Here is a 20,689-nt window from a genome sequence, read left to right as displayed (position 1 = left end):
CAGTTCCTGTGGCGCCTCAGCCCAGCTCCACCAACCGCGTCCTGGCCAGCTCCGCCTGGGCCTCGGCCTCCGCCAGGTTGGCCCTGCACTCGGCCACCACCTCCGGTGGCGCCTTGCCGGCGAAGTTGGGGTTGGCGAGGCGGCCGGTCAGGCCGGTGATCTCCTTGGTGGCCTTGGCCAGGTCCTTCTCCAGACGGCTGCGCAGGGCCGCCAGGTCCACCAGCCCTTCGAGCGGCAGCAGCACCTGCAGCTCGCCGCACACCCCGGCCAGGGCCCGCTGGCCGCGGCTGGCCTCGGCGGCGGCGGGATTGAGCACCGCCACGCTCTCGGCGCGGGTGAGGGCGGTGATGTCCGGGGTGGCCTCGCGCAATAGGGCCGCCAGATCGGTGCGGCCGGTCACGAAGTGCACGGGCGCGGGCTGGGCGGGTTTGAGGCCGGCCACGGCCCGCAAGTTGCGCACCACCCGGATCGCCTCGATCAGCTCGGCGAAGCTCGCCTCCAGCTGGTCGTTGAGGGCGGCTTCATCGAGCGCCGGCCAGCTCTGCAGGGCCAGGAAGGTGGCTTCCGGCTCGCCGGTGAGGCCATGCCACAGCTCCTCGCTGAGGTGCGGCATCAGCGGATGCAGCAGCACCAGCAACTGCATGAGCACCTTGGCCAGCACCTGGCGCGCGGTGCGTTGATCCGCCAGGGCCGCGGCGCTGGGGCTCTCGCCTGGATTCAGCCGCCGCTTGATCAGCTCCAGATACCAGTCGCACACCTCGTTCCAGGCGAACTCGTAGAGGCCCTTGGCCGCCTCCCCCAGGCCGTAGCTGCCATAGCGCTCGGCGCTGTCACGGTTCACCCGGGCCAGGCGCGAGAGGATCCAGCGATCGGCGAGCTGCAGCGCCGCAGGATCGGGCTCCCCCAGGGAAGCCGGCGTCTCGCCGCCCAGGTTCATCAGGGCGAAGCGGGTGGCGTTCCAGAGCTTGTTGGCGAAGTTGCGCGAGGCCTCCACCGTGGCGGAGGTGTCGCTCTTGCGGTCGTAGTCGAGGCGGATGTCCTGGCCGGCGCCGGCCACCTCGCGCACCAGGGCGAAGCGCAGGGCGTCGGTGCCGTAGCGATCGATCAGCAGCAGCGGGTCGATGCCGTTGCCCGCCGACTTGCTCATCTTGCGGTTGTTCTCATCCCGCACCAGGCCGTGGATGTACACGTCCCGGAAGGGCATCTGCCCCGTGAAGGCGCCGGCCATCATCGTCATCCGGGCCACCCAGAAGAAGATGATGTCGAAGCCCGTCACCAGCACGCTGGTGGGATACCAGCGGGCCAGATCGGCGGCGTCCGTGTTGGGCCAGCCAAGGGTCGAGAAGGGCCACAGGCCGCTGGAGAACCAGGTGTCGAGGGCATCGGGGTCCTGCTCGAGCACCACGGGGTGGGCGTGGGTGCCGCCGCCGAACTGCGCTTCCGCCTTCTCGCGCGCCTCGGCTTCGCTGCGGGCCACCACGTAGGGCGTGCTGTCGGTGATGGTGCCGCCGGTCTCGCTCACCACGAACCAGGCGGGGATGCGGTGGCCCCACCACAGCTGGCGGGAGATGCACCAGTCGCGGATGCCCGTGAGCCAGTCGCGATACACCTTGCTCCAGCGCTCCGGCACGAAGCGGGGATCGGCCTGCTCCAGGGCCTCGCGGCAACGGGCCGCCAGGGGCTCGGTGCGCACGAACCACTGGGTGGAGAGCAGTGGCTCCACCGGCACCTTGCCGCGATCGGAGAACGGCACGCTGTGGCGGTAGGGCTCCACCTTCACGAGGAACCCCTCCGCTTCCATCGCTGCCACCACGGCCTTGCGGGCCTCGAAGCGATCCAGGCCGGCGAAGCGGCCGGCCGCCGCGTTCATGGTTCCGTCCTTGGCCATCACCGTGATCAGCGGCAGGTCGTGGCGCTGGCCGATGGCGAAGTCGTTGGGATCGTGGGCGGGGGTCACCTTCACGCAGCCCGTGCCGAATTCGGCATCCACGTGGTCATCGGCCACGATCGGGATCTCGCGCCCCACCAGCGGCAGGGTGAGGCTCTGGCCCACCAGATCGGCGTAGCGCGGATCCTTGGGGTTCACCGCCACGGCGGTGTCGCCGAGCAGGGTTTCCGGACGGGTGGTGGCGACTTCCAGGAAGCCGGCACCGCTGCTGAGGGGATAGCGGAAATGCCAGAGGTGACCATCCACCTCCTTCATCTCCACCTCCAGATCGCTCACCGCCGAGCCGGAGGCGGGGCACCAGTTCACCAGATATTCGCCGCGGTAGATCAGCCCCTGCTCGTGCAGCCGCACGAACGCCTCGATCACCGCCTCACTGCAGCCGGCATCGAGGGTGAAGCGCTCCCGCCGCCAGTCGACGGAGTAGCCCAGGCGCCGCAGCTGGCCCACGATCGTGCCGCCGCTCTCGGCCTTCCAGGCCCAGGCCCGCTCCAGGAACGCCTCGCGGCCCAGGGTCTCCTTGCTGGTGCCCTCGGCCTTGAGCTGCTTCTCCAGGATCGTCTGCACGGCGATCGAGGCGTGGTCAGTGCCGGGCAGGCACAGCACGTTCTTGCCCTGCAGGCGCTGGAAGCGCACGATCGTGTCGATCAGGGCCGTGTTGAAGGCGTGGCCCATGTGCAGGCTGCCGGTCACGTTCGGCGGCGGGATCACCACCGCGAAGGGCTCACCGGGGGCGTTGGGGTCGGGGTGGAAGGCGCCGGCCTGCTCCCAGGCCTGCTGCCAGCGACTCTCGGTGCCGGCCGGGTCGTAGGTCTTGGGCAGGGAGGCCTCGGTCACGGGCTGGGCGCGAGCAGTGGGCCCATGGTCTCAAAGTGGGCCAGGGGCCGAGGCGCCTGGCGCGGGCTGCAGCGGCTCCTGCAGCGCCAGCACCGGGTCCAGCTCGACCCGATTGCGCCCGGCCTGCTTGGCGCGGTAGAGCGCCCCATCCACCCGCCGGAACCAGGATTCCGCCGACTCCAGGGGCCGCCGCTGCGCCACCCCGAAGCTGGCCGTCACCGTGCCCACGTCCTCGATGGGGGTCTCGGCCACCAGCCGCCGCAGCTTCTCCGCCAGCTGGCGCGCCTCCTCGCCAGTGCTGTGGGGCATCAGCACCAGGAACTCCTCGCCGCCCCAGCGGCCCAGGCCATCGCTCTCGCGCAGCTGGCCCCGCACCCACCGCGCCAGCTCCACCAGCACCCGATCCCCCGCCGCATGGCCGAAGCGGTCGTTGATCGCCTTGAAGTGGTCGATGTCGAACAGCACCAGGGACAGCTCGTCGCCGTAGCGGTCGGCGCGATCGAGCTCGCTGCGCACCCGCTCATCCAGCTGGCGTCGGTTCCAGAGGCCGGTGAGGGCATCGGTGGTGGCCAGCAGCTCCAGTTCCCGGTTGGCGGCCTGCAGGGCCCGGTTGGCCGCCTCGGCGGCGTCGCGGGCCCGCTGCAGCTCCAGGGCCGTGCGCTTGCGCTCGGTGATGTCGCGGCTGACGCCGAGCAGCTCCACGATCTGCCCCTGGTCGTCGAGCAGCGGCAGGGCGATCACATCCATCCACACGGTGGAGCCATCGCGATGGAAGTACTCCAGCTCGCCGCGGAAGGGCTTCAGGGGCCGGCCGGCCCGGAGGTCGTTGAACAGCTGACTGAAGTAACCCCGGGAGATTGCGGCGGAGGCGGGGGGATGGATCGCCTCCAGCGGCTGCACCATCGCCTCGGCGGGCGTGAGGCCCCGCACAGCCTCCACCGCGGCGCTCACGTCGGTGATCGTGCCGTCGGGGGCCATGGTCCAGAGCACGTCCAGGGCGTTGTCGGCCAGAAGCCGGTGGCGTTCCTCGCTCAGGCGCAGCTCCCGCTCGGCGGCCACTTCGGCGTCGATCGTGCGGAACGTGACCACGACACCGTCGAGCTGGCCATCGGCGCGGCGGAACGGGTTGGCATGGATGTCGATCCAATGCAGCCGGCCATCGCGGGCCGGCACCTTCTGGCGGATCCGCAGCGTCTGGCCCTGGCGCAGCCGCTCCCGGTTGGCCTCGCTCTGGAGCGCTTCACCCCGAGGGCTGAGCCGCTCCTGGCTGGGCTGGCCGATCCAGGCCTCGGGGTCCCAGCCCAGGGCGGCCGTGAGCGAGGGCGACACCCAGCGGATGAGGCCCCCGTCGTCCAGCAGCAGCACCACGTCGCCGGAGTTCTCGGCCAGCAGGCGGTAGTGCTCCTCCGAGGCGACCAGCCGCTGGGCGGAGCGGTAGCGCTCGGTGACATCGCGCCAGGTGTAACTGAGGACATCGCCCACCTTCACGGCGCGGATGTCGAAGCGGCGCTCCTCCTGGTGGATCTCATGGGGATAGACAACGTCGTCGATCACCAGGGCCTGGCCCGTCTCGATCACGGCCAGGTACTGCTCCAGCAGGCCCGTGGTGCGATGGGCCGGCAGGAGCGCCAGCAGCGAGCTGCCCAGCAACTGCTCGCGGGAGAGCTGGTTGTAGGCGCAGGCGGCGGCGTTCGCCTCCAGATAGCGGAAGTCGACGATGCGCCCCTCGCCATCGCGTACCGGGCCCAGCAGTACGTGGGGATCGAGCAGGGCGTTGAGGGTGGCCGCCAGGCGGGCGCGGTCCTGGGCCAGGGCATCGCGGGTCTCGGCCAGGGCCCGGTTGGTCTCGGTCAGTTGCTGGCGCTGGAGCTCCAGCTGGGCCTCCTGGCGCTTGCGCTCGCTGATGTCCTGCACCTGCGAGATGAAGTAGCGGGGCCGTCCCTGGCCATCGCGCACCAGGCTGGAGGACACCAGCCCGTGGACGATGGAGCCATCGCGGTGCCGGTAGCGCTTCTCGAACACCGCCGTGGCGTCCTCACCCTCAAGGGCCCGCTGGATGTAGCCGGGGCTGATCGAGAGATCGTCCGGCAGGGCGATGTCGTTCACGGACATCCGCTCCAGCTCGACCTGGCTGTAGCCAAAGATGTCGGCCATGCGGGCGTTCACCTCCAGCAGCCGCCCCTCCGGACTCACCAGACACATGCCGGTGTTGGCGGAGGCGAAGGCCAGTCGGAATTTCTCCTCGCTCTCGCGCAGGGCGGCCTCGGCCCGGGCGATCGCATCGCCAGGACCAGGGCGCCAGGGCCCGGACGGCGGCGAATCGGAGGGCAGCGGATCGCAGGGCAGAGGATCGGGCCTGGCCCCCCATGGCCGGCATGGCGACGGGACAGGTAGCCACTTCATCATGGCCAGCGCCCGGCCAGTGCCGGTGCCGCGGTCAGCGCGGCCGGATCCGCCTAGCTTGCGGCCATGGCCCGCAGCTGGCAGTCACAGCTGGAGCGCTGGCGGCAGGCGGGGCTGATCGAGCCCGCCACCGCCGACGCCATCCGCGCCTGGGAGCAGGCCCGGCCGGAGCCGGCGCGGCTGCGCATCCCCGTGCTGGTGGCGATCGCCCTGGGGGGCGTGCTGGTGGCGGCCGGGCTGCTGCTGTTCGTGTCCACCCACTGGGAAGCCCTGGGGCCGGCGCAGCGCTTCTGCCTGCTGCTGGCGCTGGTGGTGGGCCTGCACGGGGGCGGTGCAGCCGTGGAGGAGCGCTTTCCGCCGCTGGCGGTGGCCCTGCACGGCGTGGGCACGGTCACCCTGGGGGCCGGCATTTTCCTGGCGGCCCAGATCTTCCACCTGGAGGCCCACTGGCCCCTGGGGCTGCTGCTCTGGGCGATCGGCGCCGGCCTGGGCTGGGCCCTGCTGCGCCAGTGGCCCCAGCTGGCGCTGCTGGCGCTGTTGGTGCCGGCCTGGCTGGGCAGTGAGTGGGCGGTGGCTGTGCAGGAGCGCACCAACGGCCTCCACCACGGCGCCGGCGACCCCACGGCCCTGGCGGTGCCAGCGGCAGGCCTGCTGCTCACCTGCCTCAGCTATCTCGCGGCCCCGATCGGAGCGGGCCCCGCAACTCCGGCCCGACGGGTGCTGCTGTGGATCGGTGGGTTGGGGTTGCTGCCCACGGCCCTGTTCTGGCTGGTCGTGAGCCTCTGGGGAGGCAACACCATGCCCCTGCCGCTACCCCTGGCGTTCTTCGGATGGGCCCTGGCCCTGGGTGGGCCCCTGCTGATGGGCTGGTGCCTGCGGGGCGCGCGCGCCTGGCCTGTGGCGGTGGCGCTCGGCTGGCTGCTGCCCAGCCTGGCGATGGCCTGGGGGGACCAGGACGCGGTTGGCCTGTTCACCTACCTGTGGTGGGCCGTGGGCGGGCTGCTGTTACTCGCCTGGGGCGTGGCCGAGGGCCGCAGCGAGCGCATCAACTTCGGGATGGCCCTGATCGCCCTCGACGTGCTGGCCTTCTACGTGTCGCAGGTGATGGGCGCCCTGGGCCGCTCCGCCAGCCTGATCGGCCTGGGGGTGCTGTTCCTGGGCGGCGGCTGGGGGCTGGAGCTGCTGCGCCGCCGGCTCGTGGCCCGCGCCGTGCGTCCGGAGGCCCCATGACCGCAGGCGGACCTCCCGGATGGCGCCGGGGTCTGGGGCTGGCCCTGCTCCAGGCCTGCCTGCTGCTCAGCCTGGCTGGCCAGCTGCTGCTGGATCGGGTCACCCGGCCCCGGGGCTGGATCCGCACCGAGCCGGTGGATCCCCACCTGCCAATCCGGGGCCGATATGTGGACCTGGCCCTCGTGACCCCCGCGCCGGCGGGGGCGCCCGAGGCCGGCCCCTCGGGCGTCCCGGTGGTACTGCGCGCCAAGGATGGCCAGGTGCGGGCCGAGCCGGCCGGTGCGGCCACCCCCCGCTCCCGCAGCCTCCAGGCGTTCCCGGGCGCCTCCTGGACTCCAGGCGCAAGCCCCGGCCCAGCCCCTGCCCAGCTCTGGCGCCTGGAGCCGCGCGTGGCCTTCTTCATCCCGCCCGAGGTGGCGGATCCCTCGCGACGCCCACCGGGCGAGCAGCTGTGGGTGGAGGTGACCCTGCCGGCGGAAGGTCCCCCGCGGCCGATCCGCCTGGGCGTGAAGCGGGGCAGTGGTCCGATCATCCCTCTGGCGCTGCGCTGAGACGCCGGCTCAGGTGCGAACTGCGGCCCGGGCGGTATCGCGGATGGCCACCAGGCGCCCCATCGCCTCCACCAGCACATCCAGGGCCACATCCTCGGCCGAATTGGGATCGGCGAAGCCGAAGGGATTGTCGATATCGGCGATCAGACGGATCAGGAAGATCAGCAGGAAGGCAATCACGAAGATGAAGAAGATCGCCTCGAGGATGCTGGTGGTCGCCATGAACACCAACCCCGTGCAGAGCAGGGCGGTGCTGGCATAGGCCAGCCAGTACACCAAGGGGACGAAGGAGGTCTGGCGGATCGTGTCGATGCGGTTGATCAACTTCAGCAGGCCACCCATCTCCCCCATCAGCCGGGCCTGGAGGGTGGCATTGCCCTTGAGCAGCACGGCCGCCTCCACGGTGGCGGCATGGCACTGGTGAAACTGCAGCAGCAGCTCCTGGGTCGAGAGGCGCTCCAGCAACCAGGCGAGCAGGGCATCGGCGAAGGCGGCCACCGCCGTGAGCGGCCTGTCCACCACAGCCTCGTGGTTGTAGGCGGGAATGGCCTGGATCTCCAGGCTCAGCACCTCCAGCCCGGTGGCGAGCTCGCCGGGGAGCCGCTCACTCTCCTTGAAATCCGAGAGCACCCCATTGAGCAGAAAGCCCAGCAGGAAAACCGTGGAGGCCACCAGGGAGGTGAACAGGGGATTCACCTGAATGGGCTCAAGGCCCAGGCGGTGCACCAGCAGCTTGGCCAGGCCGATCATGAGCACCAGCAGCAGCACCTTGAGCAGCTTGAGCGCCCGGCGGCGTGCGGCCGCACGCCGCCGCCGCCGGCTGTAGACCGCAAAATCGGCGAGGGACTGGAGCGACAGGGTGGGCGACGGCCTTGGTGGCGGCAGGTCTACCACCCCCGCATGCAGCCGGTATCGGCCTCAAGGAGCATCCACTGGCTCTGCGGCCAGGCGGCCCAGGTAGGCCTCCAGGCTGCCGGCGTTGATCCAGCCGGTGGCGATCGTCTTGCTGTGGCTGTGGCTCACCCGGCCCCGGTGGATGTGGGAGAGCCCCGCCGGGAAGATCAGCAGCTTGCCCCGCTCCGCCTCTTCGTGGTGTTCCTGCCAGTGGAACTCGGTGCCGCCCTCGGGCAGGGTGTTGGCGTAGAGGATCCAGGCCAGCACGCGGCGGATCGGCTCGGTGGCCTCGACCGTGGTGTTCCAGTCGCAGTGCCAGCTGCGGAAGCCCTCGCCGGGCGCGTAGCGCTGCAGATTGAAGATCGGGTTCACGAACAGGCCCTGCTCCGGGCAGCACTGGCGCAGCAGCGGCCGCTCCTGCAGGTAGCGGTTCAGGCCGGCGCTCACGCCGCGCACGATCACTTCGGCCAGGGCGAAGGCCTCCGGATCGGAGCGGTCGATCGCCACCAGGCTGATGTCGGTGGAGATCTTGGCGGGCTCGGCCGCGGATTCGCCCCCAGCGCCAGCGTCGGGCCCGAAGGCCACGCCCGGGCGTTGCAGATCCGGGCGGCGATCGAAGAAGGCCATCACCCCATCGGCCAGGGCCTCATAGCCGGCGTTGCGATAGCTGGCGATCAGGCGCATGGCTGGCTCCAGGGCACGGCCACCACCGACTCCAGGCCCTGCCAGCGGCTGCGGTCCGCAACCACGTGACCGGCCAGCCCCACCCGCTCCAGGGCCGCCGCCACGGCCTCCAGCGGCGGTGCGCCGGAGGGCCCCAGGGGTAGCGCCAGCACCTGTTGCTCGGCCGGATCGGCCAGCAGCTGCAGGTCCAGGTCGTCGAGCACCCGCTCGAAGTAGATCCGCCGCATCCGCCCGGTCAGCACTGGGCCGAGGGCGGCCGCGAAGGCCTCCAGGCCCTGCCGATCGCCGCTGCAGCCGCAGTTGAGCGAGAGCCAGATCAGCAGCTTGGCCCAGGCCTCGGCGCTCCAGAGCGGCTGAAAACTCTCGCGGTGCTGGCGCACCAGCTCGCCGATCGCGAAGTCGAACAGGGTGGCCTGCAGGGCGGCTGGGTCAGGGGATGGGCTACTCATGCCTGCCATCTTCCCCGCCACCGGGCAAACTGCGGGGGCATGCGCCTGTCGCACCATGGCCCTGGACTTCAACGATCCCGAACTGGAGTTCTCCGATCTGGTCGATGCCTACCTGAGCTGGGTGCTTGCCGTGATCAACGACGAGAAGCTGGAGGGCGAGGAGAAGGTGCTCACCGACGAGATCGCCGAGGACGCCCTCAACGCCATGCGCTTCCTGCCCGGCGAGGTGACCGCCGCGATCGAGACCAGCCTGGCCCGCGTCTACGACGTGGATCCCGACGAACTGGCCTCGCTGCTGTTCCCCGAGGACTGAGCTTCCAGGAGGACGGAGCGCCCAGGTAGTGCCTCTGGTGAGACGGCCGTGAGCGACTACGTCCTCGGCACCCACGACGCCGAGCTGGCCAGGCTGGGCCTGCAGCATGAGCTCTGGAGGCCCGCCGCCCAGGCCGCCTGGCGGCGGGCTGGCCTCGGCCCCGGCCAGCGGGTGCTCGAACTGGGGGCCGGTCCGGGCCTGGCGGCGCTGGAGCTGGCCCGCGCCGTGGGGCCCGAAGGCCGCGTGCTCGGCCTTGAGCTCAGCGCGGCCTACGTGGCCGCCGGCCAGGCCTTGGCCGAGCGGGAGGGGCTGGATCAGCTGGAGCTGCGCCGCCACGATCTGCTCGCGGATCCCTTGCCGGCCGAAGGCTTCGATCTCATCTGGTGCCGCTGGGTGGCGATGTTCCTGCCCGAGCTGGATGGGGTGCTGGATCAGCTGGCGCCGGCGTTGCGGCCCGGGGGCCGCGTGGTGTTCCACGAGTACCTGCACTGGGACACCTTCGGCCTGCACCCCCACGGCACGGCGATCCGGCGTTTCGGCCAGGCGGCGCAGCGCAGTTTCCGGGACGCCGGCGGCGATCCCAACGTGAACCGGCGCCTGCCTTCGCTGCTGGCCCAGCGGGGCTTCCAGATCAATGAGCTGCGGCCGCTGCCGGTGCTGGGCCAGGCCGGCTCGATGGCGGCGCAGTGGATGGAATCCTTCGTGGTGGTCTACGGCCCGCAGCTGCAACGGCTGGGCCTGTGGAGCGCCGCCGACGCCGCCCAGGCCACCGCCGAGATCGCCCAGGCCCAACGGGACGCCGGCAGCTACTGGGTGGGACCCACGCTGCTGGAGCTGCGGGCGACAAAGTAGGCCCCATGCCCTGGACCACTGCCGACATCCCCGACCAGAGCGGTCGGATCGCCCTGATCACCGGCGCCAACAGCGGCCTGGGCCTGGAGACCGCCCGGGCCCTCTCGGCGCGCGGGGCCACGGTGCTGCTGGCCTGCCGCGATCTTCGCCGCGGCGAACAGGCCCGCCAGGAGCTCTTGCCCCAGGCCCGCGCCGGCCTGGAGCTGCTGGCGCTTGACCTGGCGGACCTGGCGAACGTGGCCGCCGTCGCCGAGCGGGTGCAGCGCGAGTTCGGCCGGCTTGATCTGCTGATCGCCAACGCTGGCGTGATGGCACCGCCGAGGCGCCTCACCCGCCACGGCCACGAGCTCCAGTTCGGTGTGAACCACCTGGGCCACTACGCCCTGGTGCGGCTGCTGCTGCCCCTGCTGGAGCAGGCCCCCGGCGCCCGGGTGGTGAGCGTCAGCTCGGGCGCCCACTACTTCGGCCGCATCGCCTTCGACGACCTGCAGGGCGAGCGCCGCTACGACGCCTGGGCCGCCTACGCCCAGAGCAAGCTCGCCAACGTGATGCTGGCCCTGGAGCTGCAGGAGCGGCTGGAGGCCGCCGGCGGCGGCGTGCTGTCGGTGGCGGCCCATCCGGGCCTGGCCCGCACCAACCTGCAACCGGCCTCCGTGGCGGCCCGCGGCTCCCAGCTGGAGGCGCTGGCCTATCGGCTGATGGACCCCCTCTTCCAGAGCGCGGCCCTGGGCGCCCTGCCCCAGCTGCACGCCGCCACGGCGCCGGAGCTGCCGGGCGGGAGTTTCATCGGCCCCGGCGGCCTGGCCAACCTGCGGGGCTGGCCGGTGCCCTGCCGAATCGCCCCGGCCGCCCTGGTGGCCAGTGACCGCCAACGGCTGTGGGCGGTGAGCGAGCAGCTCTGTGCCGCGGCGGGGCTGGAGCTGCCGGTCTGGCCCCCCGGCTGAAGGGCCTGCCCCCTGTCAACAGCCGGAGGTGGGCCCCATGGCGGGCCCATGAAGGAGCCGGCCCAGCCCCGTCAGCATCCTCAATCGTGGGGATCGCTACGCCCAGCGCCTGATGGGATGGTCCTCAGCTGGCGCCTCCACCACCTCGCTGTGTTGGCGATCCATTCATCTCAACCATCCAGCCCTGTGTGACGCTCCCAATCCGTCACCTCGGCGCGATACTCCTGCCACTGACGACGACGCAGGCGTTCGTAGGCGCTGCAGAACGCATCGCCGAGGGCGGATCGCAGCACGGCATCCTGGCCAAAGGCCTCCAGGGCTTCACCTAGATCGCTGGGTAGATGGCCGAACCCTGGAGACTTCAGGGGCTCAGCAAAGTTGTCATTGTCGTGGCGCGGCCCGGGTGAGAGCTGGCGCTCGATCCCATCGAGGCCCGCGGCCAGCACGGCGGCCTGGAGCAGATAGGGGTGGGCGGCACCATCGGGGAGGCGCAGTTCGAGTCGTTGGTCATCCGGAATGCGCACCATGTGGGTGCGGTTGTTGCCGCTGTAGCTGATCCCTCCCGGCGCCCAGGTGGAGCCGGAGGTGGTGGGGGGCGCCGCCAGTCGCCGGTAGCTGTTCACGCTGGGATTCGTCAGGCAGCAGAGGGCTGGGGCATGGGCGAGTAGTCCAGCCAGGAAGTGATAGGCCAGCGCCGACAATCCCAACGCGCCGCCTGGATCGTGGAAGAGATTGCGACCTGCCTGCGCCGTGCCGGCGGCGCCCCAGAGCGACAGGTGGGTGTGGCAGCCATTGCCGGTGCGATGGGCGAAGGGCTTGGGCATGAAGCTGGCGCGCAGCCCCTGCTCCTCCGCCAGCGATTTCACCATCACCTTGAAGAAGGCGTGACGATCGGCGGTGGTGAGGGCATCGGCGAAGGTCCAGTTGATTTCAAACTGACCGTTGGCATCTTCGTGATCCGCCTGGTACGGCCCCCAGCCCAACGCCTCCATCGCCTCCAGCAGTGGCGCCACCAGCGGGTAGTGACGCATCAGGGCGAGCTGGTCGTAGCAGGGTTTCTGCTGGGTATCGGCGCGATCCGCGGGCGCCTCGCCGCTGGAATCCAGCAGAAAGAACTCGGCCTCCACACCACTGCGCAGCTCGAACCCCAGGGCCTGGGCCCGCTCCTGCTGACGGCGCAGCAAGCGCCGGGGGCACTGGGCCATCGGCTCCCCATTCAGCAGCAGCTCCGTGGCCACCCAGCCCACCTCGGGCTGCCAGGGCAGCGGCATCAGGCTGGCGGGATCGGGCACCGCCATCACGTCGCCATCGGCCGGGGAGAGGTCAAGCCAGGCGGCGAACCCCGCAAACCCGGCACCCGCGGTGGCCATCCCCTCCACCGCTGAGGCCGGCACGAGCTTGGCCCGCTGCACCCCGAACAGGTCGGTGAAGGACATCAACAGAAAGCGGAGGCCCCGCTCTTTCATCAGGCCAGCGAGATCAGCCATGGGCTCTCTGCAAAGAAGATGGGAAACAACAAGGGGCCGCTGCCGTCAGCCGGCGAGGAGCTGATCCACGACCTGGCGCAGCTGCGACTGTTCCGGCGGACTGCTGTGGGGATTGCCGGCGCGGTGGCCCAGAATCGATTCGATCACGTGCAGCTGGGCCCCGGGGATGGCGGCGGCATCGGCGGCCAGATCGTCGACCGTGAAATAGAGGTCGTGGCTGCCGGCCACCACGGCGGTGCGCGCCTGGATGCGACCCAGGGCTTCGGCCAGATCGCCGCCAGCGGCCACATCGTGGGCCAGCCAGGTGTCGAGCATGGCGATCAGATCGCGGGGATCGTGGCGCTGGTAGTGGGGCAGCCACTGGCGCTCCACGTGCTCCTCCATCGGCTCGGCGACGGTGCGGAAAAAGGGCTGACTGGCGGCCCAGCTGGCGTAGATCAGGGCATAGGTGCGCAATCCCTGGTCGGGGGTGGCATCGAATCCCTCGCCATTCCAGTGGCGATCGGCCGTGAGGGCCTGGCGCAGGCTGAGGCAGAAGAGGCGGTTATGGGGGGAGGTGCGGGCACTGCCGCACACGCAGCAGATCCGCTCCACCTGCTCGGGATACGCCACGGCCCACTGGTAGGCCTGCTGGGCCCCCATCGACCAGCCGTAGACCAGGGGGAGCCGTTCCACGCCGAACGCCTCCGCCAGCAGCTGCCGCTGGGCGGCCACGTTGTCGTGATGACTGACGACCCAGCCCTGCTCTGCCAGACCCATGGCTCCGTGGCTGGGGCTGCTGGAGGCTCCGTTGCCGAACATGCCGGCGATCACGATGCACCAGCGCTCCGGATCGAGCACCGGCCCCGCCAGCCAGGCCAGATCCTCCGGCCGGGCGCCGTAGGAGGTGGGCACCAGGATCAGGTTGGAGCGATCGGCGTTCAGGGCGCCGATCTGCAGGTAGGTGATCTGGGCGTCCGGGATGGTGTGGCCGCAGGCCAGGGGCCAGGGGCCCAGGGCGTGCTCCTGCCGCTGGGCGCGGCTGAGCGGGACGGTGAGGGAACTCATGCCGGCAGGCCCAGGGCCGGCAGCTGGGCCCGCAGCTGGCGATGCACCTGCAGGTAGCCGTGGTCGAGGTGCTGAAGGTGGGGGGCGATGTGCGCGTGGGCCGCCGGCAGGGCGTGGAAGGGAATCGAGGCGTAGAGGTGGTGTTCGGCGTGGAAGGGCATGTTCCACATCAGCCAGCGCACCGGAGCGGTGGTGAGGGTGGTACGGGTGTTGGCGGTGCCATCGCTGCTGAAGCTGCAACCGGTGTGCTCCGCCAGTAGCACGAAGCGCAGGAAGGGCTGGCCCAGCGCCAGGGGCAGCAGCCAGTACCAGAGCAGAAAGCCATTGGCCTCGATCAGCGACAGCGCCGCCAGCGCCCCATACACGCTGCACTGCAGCCAGATCGAGCGGCGCACCTTGGGGATCAGCTCGGCGTTGAGGTAGGGCACCGCCGAGAGGTCACCCCAGAGCAGCTGGGCGGTACCCCGCAGCTTGCCGGTCCACCAGTTCCAGCCGCTCAGCTCCAGCAGGTAGCCAAGCGCGGTGGTGGGCAGGGGATCGTCCAGCTCGGGATCCAGCCCCGGCAGGTGGGTGTAGCGGTGGTGCCACTGGTGATAGCGGCGGTAGGCGGTGGCGTTGTAGAAGCTCAACAGACCCAGCAGCCAGGCCGCCGCATCGTTGGCCCAGCGGCTCTTGAAGGCGGTGCGGTGGCTGCACTCGTGCAGCCCGGCAAAGCAGGTGGCCAGGCCCACCCCGCACAGCAGCAGGCCGGCCAGCCGCAGGGCCAGTGGCCAGCTGAACTGGGCCCACACCAGCCCGCCGGCGACGATGGTGACCAGCTGGCTGAGCAGGCGCAGGAAGGCCGGACCGTTACGCAGCTGGTTGAGGTCGGCCAGCGCCTGACGGGGAATCAGGGCAGAGCTGGCAGCGACAGGCGCAGTCAAGGACGGTGGGCAGCACTGGGCCACTTCACCAGCGGATGGGCCTCGGCTTCGGTAGGCAATCGCACCGTTGCCGCCATCGCCCCCCTCGCCCCGCCCCCCCCCCGCTGTGGCGGGCGTTGCGGTGGGGCTGCCTAGATTGCGGGATCAAACCCCTGCAGCTGTTGATGGCCACCACCGATCCCCGCCGGCAGGCGCTGGTGGATTCGCTCCGCAGTCGCTACGAGGAGGCCGAGCAGCAGCACGACGCCGAGGCCAAGCAGGCCCTGTTCAAGGAGGCGGTGTACCTGGGCATCCAGCCCGAGGAATTCACCCAGGCGCGCTGACGGTGGGTGCCCCCGCCCCCCTGCTGCTGTTCAGCCTGTGGGGGTTTGCTGGCGACCTGGCCGCCGCCAGTACCTTGGCCCGCGGCCATGGTTTTGACGGCCTGGAGGCCAATCTGGCCCACCCCGCCCTGGCGGCCGTCGAGCCTGGGGCCGTGGCCCAGCAGCTGGCGGCGGCGGGGCAGGCCCTGGTGCTGGAGCTGCTCACCGGTGGCGACTACGTACCCCGGCTGGACTGCACCCCGGCCCAGCACCTGGAGGAGCTGGAGCAGCAGCTGGAGCTGGCGCCGGCCCTGGCGCCGCTGCGGGTCACGGTTCTCACCGGCAGCGACAGCTGGCCCTGGCCGGTGCAGGAGCGCTTCTGGAGCCGGGCCCTGGAGCTGGCTGCCACCTGCCCGCTGCCGGTGAGCTTCGAGACCCACCGCTCCCGCAGCTTCTACAGCCCCTGGTTGATCGGCTCCTACCTGGAGGCCTTCCCGCAGCTTCGGCTCACTGCCGATCTCAGCCACTGGTGCGCGGTGGCGGAACGGCTGATGACCCCCGAGCTGGAGCCGGTGCGGGCGATCGCCTCGCGGGTGGACCACATCCATGCCCGGGTGGGCCATGCCCAGGGCCCGTCGGTGGGCCATCCCTTCGCGCCCGAGTCGGCCGAGGCGTTGACCGCCCACCGGCGCTGCTGGCAGCTGTTCGCCCGGGAGCGCTCGGCCGCCAGCGAGGGGCCGTTCACCATCACCCCGGAATTCGGCCCCGACGGCTACCTGCCGCTGCTGCCCTTCACCCGCCAGCCCGTGGCCGATCTGCTGGAGATCAATGCCGCCATGGCGGCGTGGCTGCGGCGCCAGGTGCCGTGGTGAGGGCCTCCGGGGCCAGGTCGTCGAGCTCCATCCAGCTGGCATAGAGGGCCTGCCACTGGAGGATGCGCTGCTCCAGGCGGTGGGCAGGCCCTGGCTGCAGCCCGCTGGCGTAGCCCCGTTGGGCCGATTCCACCAGGCGCCGATCTTCCTCCAGGAAGCACTGCAGTTCGGCCATCCAGGCCTCAGCGCCGCCGGCGTGCTGCTCCAGGCCCAGCAGCCACACCTCCATGCGGCAGCTATCCAGGCCGGAGGCCTCCGGCAGGAAGCTGATCAGGGCCAGACGGCCATCGGGCCAGAGCAGCAGGTGGGTCCAGGGGGCCAGGCCGAAGGTGAAGAAGGTGCCGCCCTCGCCCCAGGGAGTGGCCAGCAGGGTGCCGTGGTGGCTCAGGCCATGGCGGTAGTGGCGCACCGGGCCCTGCTCCCTGTGCAGGGTGCTCGGGTGGGCGATTGCCACGTGGTAGTCGTCGAGGGTGTTGTCGTGGGCCACCTTCCAGTTGCAGGCCAGGGACTGCTGTTGCCGCGCCAGGAGCTGTCGGGGTTGGTCAAAGAGCGCGCCGGCCTCCGCCAGCACCAGATCCAGCTGCTGCTCCAGGGGCAGCGGCTCGGGCCCGAGGGCCACCCAGATCAGCGGACCCAGCTGCCGGCAGGGCAGCTCCATCAGGGGCCAGTCGTCGCGGCAGAAGGGCTCGAGGAACTCCCCCTCCCGGGCCGCCGCCCGTAGCTGACCCTGCAGGTCGTAGGTCCAGCCGTGGTATGGGCAGATCAGCCGGCGGCAGGGCTGGGCAGGGCCGCCGCCCTCCAGCAGGGCCACGCCCCGGTGTGGGCAGCGGTTGAGAAAGGCCCGGGGCTGTTGGGGCAACGCGCCTTCGGCCGGGCGGGTGATCAGCAGCGGCAGCTCCAGCAGCTCGCGGGCAAGGGCCTCACCACTGCCAAGCTCCGCGCTGGCGGCCACCGGGTGCCAGCAGCGGCCGGCGTAGTGGCTGCGCTCCCGCTGGGCCACGGCCGCAGAGCCATAGACCCATCCGGGCAGAAAGCGGGCAGGGGGCAGCGCCAACGGGGGCCTCGCAGGTGACGGGGATCAGGTGGGCAGGGCCGGCTCCAGGCCGCGCAGGCACTGCGCCAACTCCTCGCGCAGGTCGAGGAAGGGGCGGGAGAGCCGCAGCTGGCCCATGGCGGAGCGGTCGAGATCGACGGCCACGCTGCGCACGATCCGCCCCGGCGAGGGGGCCATGATGTGCACCTGGCCCGCTAGCAGCAGGGCCTCCTCCAGGTCGTGGGTGATCAGCAGCGCCGTCAGGCCGGTGCGCTGCCACAGGTTGTACAGAAACTCCTGCATCGACTCGCGGATCTGGATGTCGAGGGCGCCGAAGGGTTCATCCAGCAGCAGTAACTTCGGCTCGGCGGCCAGGGCCCGTGCAATGGCCACCCGCTGCTGCATGCCGCCGGAGAGTTCTCGCGGCAGCCGTCTGGCCGCATCGGCCAGGCCGACCACCTCCAGGAAGTAGGCGGTGCGCTCGCGAATCTCCTGGCGGCTGCGCCGTTGCAGTTCCATGCCGAAGGCCACGTTCTGTGCCGCCGTGAGCCAGGGGTAGAGGCTGTACTTCTGGAACACCATGCCCCGATCGGAGCCGGGACCGGTGACCGGGCGCCCATCGAGACTCACCACGCCGGAGCTGGGGGAGTCGAGGCCGGCAATCAGGCGCATCACCGTGGATTTACCGGAGCCGGAGCTGCCCACCAGGGCCACGAATTCACCGGCGTTCACATCGAAGCTCACGTTTCTGAGCACCTCTTTGCGCTGGGCGCCGTAGCCGAAGCTCTTACAGAGGTTGGCAATCTGCAGATGCATGGTGGTGTGCTCAGGTGGCCCAGGCGCAGGCACGGCGCATCAGGGCGCGGAAGCCCAGATCAATCACCAGGCCGATCAGACCAATCACAATCAGACCCATAAAGATTTCATCGGTGCGCAGAAAGCGCTGGGCCAGGCTGATGCGCTTGCCCAGGCCCTCGGTGGCCGCCACCAGCTCGGCCACGATCACCAGATTCCAGGCTGAAGCCATGTTGATCCGGTAGGTGTCCAGCACCTGGGGGGCGATGAAGGGAGCTACCACCCTGGTGAGAATCGGCAAGCCCCGGCCTCCCAGGGTGAGGGCTGTTTCCACCAGCTCGCGGGGAACGAATTTCACCGCATCCATGATCATCAGCGTATTGAAGAAGAAGGTGCCGATGAAGATCAACAGCACCTTCGGCAGCTCCTCCAGCCCGAAATAGATGATCAACAGCGGGATGAAGGCGGGCGCCGGCATGTAGCGGATCAGGCCCATCAGGGGCTCCAGCAGCCGGCAGATCACCACGTTGGTACCCATGGCGATACCCACCGGCAGGGCCAGCCCCGCCGAGAGGGCAAAGCCGATGAAGACCCGCTGGATGCTGGCGACGGCATCCTTGAGCAGCAGGCCACTGTTCCACTGCAGCTGCCCCGCCTGCCATACCGCTTGCGGCGAGGGCAGGAAGAGCTTGTTGACGGCGCCACTGGCGGTGATCAACCACCACAGCAGCAGCACAGAGGCGATTCCCAGGATGCCAAGGGCCCAGGGATGCCGAATCAAACGACGGAACGCAGGCATGGCCAAGGGCTGCAGGACTTATTTGGCGTTGTTCACAAACTTGGGGTTGAGCAACTGGCTGAGATCCGGCTTGCTCTTGGCCAGGCCCACTTCCACCAGGAAGGTGCTGATCTGCTCCGCCGCGTAGGGAAGCGAGGTCATGGTGGTGCCAGGCTTGAAGTTGGCGCGGTTCTGCTCCAGGGTCTGAATCGTGGTGCCGGCGTCGTAGGCCTTGAACTCCTGCTCCGACACACCCGAGCGCTGCACCAGGATCGGCAAGGTGGCAGCCGGATCCTTCTGCATCAGCTGCAGGGTGGCAAACCAGGCATTCACCACGTTCTGGATCGCCTCGGGGTTCTTCTCCACAAACTCGCGGCGGCACACCAGCAGGTCGCTGATGGCGCCAGGGTGCTCGCGGGAACTGGTCAGGACCTTGCTGCCGGGACGCTTCAGGGCCTGGGTGGTGAAGGGGGCGTAGACGCCGGCGGCATCCACCTGGCCCGCGGCGAAGGCAGCGGCGGCGGCGCCGGTTTCCAGGGGCACGAAGGTGATGTCGCTGGCCTGGAGTCCGCCCTCCTTGAGCACCTTCAGCAGCAGGTAGTGGTCCACCGTGCCCTCCTCGGCGGCCACCTTTTTGCCCTTCAGATCAGCCACGGAGTTGATGCCCTTGGCCACGATGATCTGGTCGTTGCCGGTGGAGTAGTCGTTCTGCAGCACCACCTGCAGATCGGCGCCACCAGCCACCGAACTGATGGTGTCATTGAGGGTCTGGCTGTTGCAGTCCAGCTGGCCGGCATTGAGGGCGTTGATGCTGTCAAGGTAGCCGTCAAACCACTGAAGCTTGGTGTTGACCCCGGCTGCACCGAACAGCCCCTTGGCCTCGGTGACAGCCCAGGGGAACCAGCCGGGCCAGGCGCTGTAACCAATGCGCACGGCCGGCCCTTCGGTGGCCGGTTTCTGACAGGCGGTGAGCAACCCGGCCCCGAGGGCGGTGATCAGGGCCAGAGCCTTCAGGCGCCTACGACGGGCCGGCGCAGGGCTGGAGCGATGGGGACCAAACATGGCAAAAGCTGGCGATGGAAATGGCGCAGACAGTGGCGAGAGAAGGCAGTGGCGAGAGAAGGCAGTGTCTAGAGAAGGCAGTGGCGAGAGGAGGGGCCGCAGGAGGAGGCGGAAATGGCTTAGAAGAACTCCAGGTAGCGCGCCTGTTCCCAATCAGACACAGAGGAGTGGTAGGCCTCCCATTCGCCCCTCTTGTAGTCGACGAAGGCCTCGAACATGGCATCGCCAAATACGGTTCGCGACAGCGGATCAGCGGCAAAGGCCTCCACCGCCTCCCCCAGGGTGCGCGGCAGCCGATGCAGGCCCCGTTCCGCCCTCTCCTCAGCGCTGAGCGTGTAGGCATTCACCAGGTTGGGCGGACCTGGATCCAGCTGCTCACGGATGCCTTCCAGCCCTGCGGCCAGAATCATCGCAGCCCCTAGATAGGGGTTGCAGGAGATGTCGGCAGCCCGGCATTCCACCCGCCCGCCCGGCGAGGGAATGCGCAGCATGTTGGTGCGGTTGTTGTTGCCGTAGCAGATGAACACCGGCGCCCAGGTGAAACCAGACATGCTGCCCTGGGCCACCAGCCGCTTGTAGCTGTTCACCGTGGGGGCGATCACCGCACAGATGGCTGGGGCGTGGCGCAGTACCCCGGCGATGAACTGATGGGCCAGCGCGCTCACCTGGCCAGGGGCCTTGTCAGCGGTTTCAAACAGATTGGCACCGCTGCTCAGATCCGCCAGCGACATGTTGAAGTGGGCGCCACTGCCGGTGCGATCGGCGAAGGGCTTGGGCATGAAACTGGCGATCAACCCATGCTTGTGGGCGATCTCCTTGGCCATCAGCCTGAAGAAGGTAAACCGATCGGCCATGGTGAGCGCATCGGCATAATCGAAGTCGATCTCGAACTGACCGGGACCGTCTTCATGGTCGAAGGAATACACCCCCCAACCGAGCTGATTCATGGCGCTCACCAGCTCATCGAGCCAGGGCAGGTTGTCGAGCAGGGTGCGCACGTCGTAGGCCGGTTTATCCAGCGTGTCGCGTGGACTCAACGGCACCGCCCGCCCCTGGGCATCGCGCCGCAGCACGAAGAACTCGGTCTCGATCCCGAGGTTGAAGCGAAAGCCCATGGCAGCCGCCTGAGGTGGTCTGGGTTTTCTGGACAGGGTCCATCGTTAACCTGTGAGGCGGGGCACCGCCCCTGAGAGGGGGCTCCCACCCATGAGCAAACGCCGCACCCATAGCCCCGAGTTCAAGGCCAAGGTCGCCATGGAGGCGATCAGTGGCCGCAAGACGCTCCAGG

General features: G+C 69.8%; 19 protein-coding genes and 1 pseudogene. 7 read left to right on the top strand and 13 right to left on the bottom strand.

The window, feature by feature from the left end:
• Positions 1-16: 16 nt before the first annotated feature.
• Together CJZ98_RS10625 and CJZ98_RS10620 are read right to left on the bottom strand one after the other, a co-directional pair.
• Positions 17-2,782 carry a valine--tRNA ligase gene (locus tag CJZ98_RS10625; protein WP_198537681.1) on the bottom strand — a complete coding sequence of 922 codons (2,766 nt, stop codon included), beginning with the start codon at positions 2,780-2,782 and terminating at the stop codon, positions 17-19.
• A 30-nt stretch (positions 2,783-2,812) separates the two neighbouring features.
• Entirely contained in the window at positions 2,813-5,185 is a 2,373-nt protein-coding gene (locus tag CJZ98_RS10620) for a GGDEF domain-containing protein (protein WP_198537679.1), read from the bottom strand.
• Positions 5,186-5,251: 66 nt separating this feature from the next.
• On the opposite strand from CJZ98_RS10620, the gene CJZ98_RS10615 reads away from it, so the two are divergent.
• On the top strand, positions 5,252-6,415 hold the full coding sequence (locus CJZ98_RS10615; protein WP_094591106.1) for a DUF2157 domain-containing protein: 1,164 nt from the start codon (positions 5,252-5,254) through the stop codon (positions 6,413-6,415).
• A complete protein-coding gene (locus CJZ98_RS10610) occupies positions 6,412-6,966 on the top strand; it encodes a hypothetical protein (RefSeq protein ID WP_094591105.1) in 555 nt (184 codons plus the stop codon). Before CJZ98_RS10615 ends, CJZ98_RS10610 begins: the two co-directional genes overlap by 4 nt.
• 9 nt (positions 6,967-6,975) lie before the next feature.
• Here the strand turns inward: CJZ98_RS10610 and CJZ98_RS10605 are convergent, their stop codons facing one another.
• Genes CJZ98_RS10605 through CJZ98_RS10595 form a run of 3 tightly spaced genes read right to left on the bottom strand, consistent with a single transcriptional unit; the run spans position 6,976 to position 8,993 of the window.
• Positions 6,976-7,860 (bottom strand): hypothetical protein, encoded by an 885-nt coding sequence (locus CJZ98_RS10605; protein ID WP_094591104.1) that lies wholly within the window; start codon positions 7,858-7,860, stop codon positions 6,976-6,978.
• Between the two features lie 24 nt (positions 7,861-7,884).
• The gene (locus CJZ98_RS10600; protein WP_094591103.1) at positions 7,885-8,544 is read right to left on the bottom strand and encodes a 2OG-Fe(II) oxygenase; all 660 of its coding nucleotides are present in this window, start codon (positions 8,542-8,544) and stop codon (positions 7,885-7,887) included.
• On the bottom strand, positions 8,535-8,993 hold the full coding sequence (locus tag CJZ98_RS10595; RefSeq protein WP_094591102.1) for a protein phosphatase: 459 nt from the start codon (positions 8,991-8,993) through the stop codon (positions 8,535-8,537). The genes CJZ98_RS10600 and CJZ98_RS10595 overlap by 10 nt, the downstream gene beginning before the upstream one ends.
• Positions 8,994-9,048: 55 nt before the next feature.
• Here CJZ98_RS10595 and CJZ98_RS10590 point away from each other — a divergent pair, with 55 nt between their 5' ends.
• Genes CJZ98_RS10590 through CJZ98_RS10580 form a run of 3 tightly spaced genes read left to right on the top strand, consistent with a single transcriptional unit; the run spans position 9,049 to position 11,102 of the window.
• Entirely contained in the window at positions 9,049-9,306 is a 258-nt protein-coding gene (locus CJZ98_RS10590) for a hypothetical protein (protein WP_094591101.1), read from the top strand.
• A 48-nt stretch (positions 9,307-9,354) separates the two neighbouring features.
• Positions 9,355-10,158: a methyltransferase domain-containing protein gene (locus tag CJZ98_RS10585; RefSeq protein ID WP_094591100.1), complete on the top strand. Its 804-nt coding sequence runs from the start codon at positions 9,355-9,357 to the stop codon at positions 10,156-10,158.
• A gap of 5 nt (positions 10,159-10,163) precedes the next feature.
• Entirely contained in the window at positions 10,164-11,102 is a 939-nt protein-coding gene (locus CJZ98_RS10580) for an oxidoreductase (RefSeq protein ID WP_094591099.1), read from the top strand.
• Between the two features lie 170 nt (positions 11,103-11,272).
• On the opposite strand, the gene glnT is transcribed toward CJZ98_RS10580, so the two are convergent.
• From glnT to CJZ98_RS10565, 3 genes are read right to left on the bottom strand one after another with little or no spacing between them, the layout of a single operon-like run.
• On the bottom strand, positions 11,273-12,589 hold the full coding sequence (gene glnT / locus CJZ98_RS10575; protein WP_232756393.1) for a type III glutamate--ammonia ligase: 1,317 nt from the start codon (positions 12,587-12,589) through the stop codon (positions 11,273-11,275).
• A 45-nt stretch (positions 12,590-12,634) separates the two neighbouring features.
• Complete coding sequence (locus tag CJZ98_RS10570; protein ID WP_094591098.1) at positions 12,635-13,636, bottom strand: alpha/beta fold hydrolase; 1,002 nt, start codon at positions 13,634-13,636, stop codon at positions 12,635-12,637.
• Entirely contained in the window at positions 13,633-14,559 is a 927-nt protein-coding gene (locus CJZ98_RS10565; protein WP_094591097.1) for a fatty acid desaturase, read from the bottom strand. The genes CJZ98_RS10570 and CJZ98_RS10565 overlap by 4 nt, the downstream gene beginning before the upstream one ends.
• 164 nt (positions 14,560-14,723) lie before the next feature.
• Here CJZ98_RS10565 and CJZ98_RS18815 point away from each other — a divergent pair, with 164 nt between their 5' ends.
• Both CJZ98_RS18815 and CJZ98_RS10560 read left to right on the top strand, forming a co-directional pair.
• Positions 14,724-14,882: a hypothetical protein gene (locus tag CJZ98_RS18815; protein WP_198537677.1), complete on the top strand. Its 159-nt coding sequence runs from the start codon at positions 14,724-14,726 to the stop codon at positions 14,880-14,882.
• A 2-nt stretch (positions 14,883-14,884) separates the two neighbouring features.
• Positions 14,885-15,733 (top strand): xylose isomerase, encoded by an 849-nt coding sequence (locus CJZ98_RS10560; protein WP_094591096.1) that lies wholly within the window; start codon positions 14,885-14,887, stop codon positions 15,731-15,733.
• On the opposite strand, the gene CJZ98_RS10555 is transcribed toward CJZ98_RS10560, so the two are convergent.
• The 5 genes and pseudogenes from CJZ98_RS10555 to CJZ98_RS10535 form a co-directional block, all read right to left on the bottom strand.
• The gene (locus CJZ98_RS10555) at positions 15,687-16,787 is read right to left on the bottom strand and encodes an aromatic ring-hydroxylating oxygenase subunit alpha (protein WP_232756392.1); all 1,101 of its coding nucleotides are present in this window, start codon (positions 16,785-16,787) and stop codon (positions 15,687-15,689) included. The two genes, CJZ98_RS10560 and CJZ98_RS10555, sit on opposite strands and share 47 nt — an antisense overlap.
• Before the next feature lie 24 nt (positions 16,788-16,811).
• Entirely contained in the window at positions 16,812-17,582 is a 771-nt protein-coding gene (locus CJZ98_RS10550) for an ABC transporter ATP-binding protein (RefSeq protein ID WP_094591095.1), read from the bottom strand.
• Between the two features lie 10 nt (positions 17,583-17,592).
• Positions 17,593-18,360, bottom strand: coding sequence for an ABC transporter permease (locus CJZ98_RS10545; RefSeq protein WP_094591126.1), 768 nt, complete (start codon positions 18,358-18,360; stop codon positions 17,593-17,595).
• Between the two features lie 18 nt (positions 18,361-18,378).
• Complete coding sequence (locus tag CJZ98_RS10540; protein ID WP_094591094.1) at positions 18,379-19,401, bottom strand: ABC transporter substrate-binding protein; 1,023 nt, start codon at positions 19,399-19,401, stop codon at positions 18,379-18,381.
• Positions 19,402-19,520: 119 nt separating this feature from the next.
• Positions 19,521-20,528 (bottom strand): annotated as a pseudogene (locus tag CJZ98_RS10535) (type III glutamate--ammonia ligase); the annotation flags it as partial.
• Between the last annotated feature and the right edge of the window lie 161 nt (positions 20,529-20,689).

The organism is Vulcanococcus limneticus LL (genome assembly GCF_002252705.1).
Lineage (GTDB): Bacteria > Cyanobacteriota > Cyanobacteriia > PCC-6307 > Cyanobiaceae > Vulcanococcus > Vulcanococcus limneticus.
Note: the sequence above shows the minus strand (reverse complement) of the source record. Positions and strands in the feature narration are given on the sequence as shown.

Coding starts and splice junctions, on each gene's coding strand:
- CJZ98_RS10540 (WP_094591094.1), bottom strand. CDS start 19,401: ATGTTTGGTCCCCATCGCTCCAGCCCTGCGCCGGCCCGTCGTAGGCGC.
- CJZ98_RS18815 (WP_198537677.1), top strand. CDS start 14,724: ATGGCCACCACCGATCCCCGCCGGCAGGCGCTGGTGGATTCGCTCCGC.
- CJZ98_RS10590 (WP_094591101.1), top strand. CDS start 9,049: ATGGCCCTGGACTTCAACGATCCCGAACTGGAGTTCTCCGATCTGGTC.
- CJZ98_RS10595 (WP_094591102.1), bottom strand. CDS start 8,993: ATGAGTAGCCCATCCCCTGACCCAGCCGCCCTGCAGGCCACCCTGTTC.
- glnT (WP_232756393.1), bottom strand. CDS start 12,589: ATGGCTGATCTCGCTGGCCTGATGAAAGAGCGGGGCCTCCGCTTTCTG.
- CJZ98_RS10620 (WP_198537679.1), bottom strand. CDS start 5,185: ATGAAGTGGCTACCTGTCCCGTCGCCATGCCGGCCATGGGGGGCCAGG.
- CJZ98_RS10580 (WP_094591099.1), top strand. CDS start 10,164: ATGCCCTGGACCACTGCCGACATCCCCGACCAGAGCGGTCGGATCGCC.
- CJZ98_RS10615 (WP_094591106.1), top strand. CDS start 5,252: ATGGCCCGCAGCTGGCAGTCACAGCTGGAGCGCTGGCGGCAGGCGGGG.
- CJZ98_RS10545 (WP_094591126.1), bottom strand. CDS start 18,360: ATGCCTGCGTTCCGTCGTTTGATTCGGCATCCCTGGGCCCTTGGCATC.
- CJZ98_RS10610 (WP_094591105.1), top strand. CDS start 6,412: ATGACCGCAGGCGGACCTCCCGGATGGCGCCGGGGTCTGGGGCTGGCC.
- CJZ98_RS10570 (WP_094591098.1), bottom strand. CDS start 13,636: ATGAGTTCCCTCACCGTCCCGCTCAGCCGCGCCCAGCGGCAGGAGCAC.
- CJZ98_RS10550 (WP_094591095.1), bottom strand. CDS start 17,582: ATGCATCTGCAGATTGCCAACCTCTGTAAGAGCTTCGGCTACGGCGCC.
- CJZ98_RS10600 (WP_094591103.1), bottom strand. CDS start 8,544: ATGCGCCTGATCGCCAGCTATCGCAACGCCGGCTATGAGGCCCTGGCC.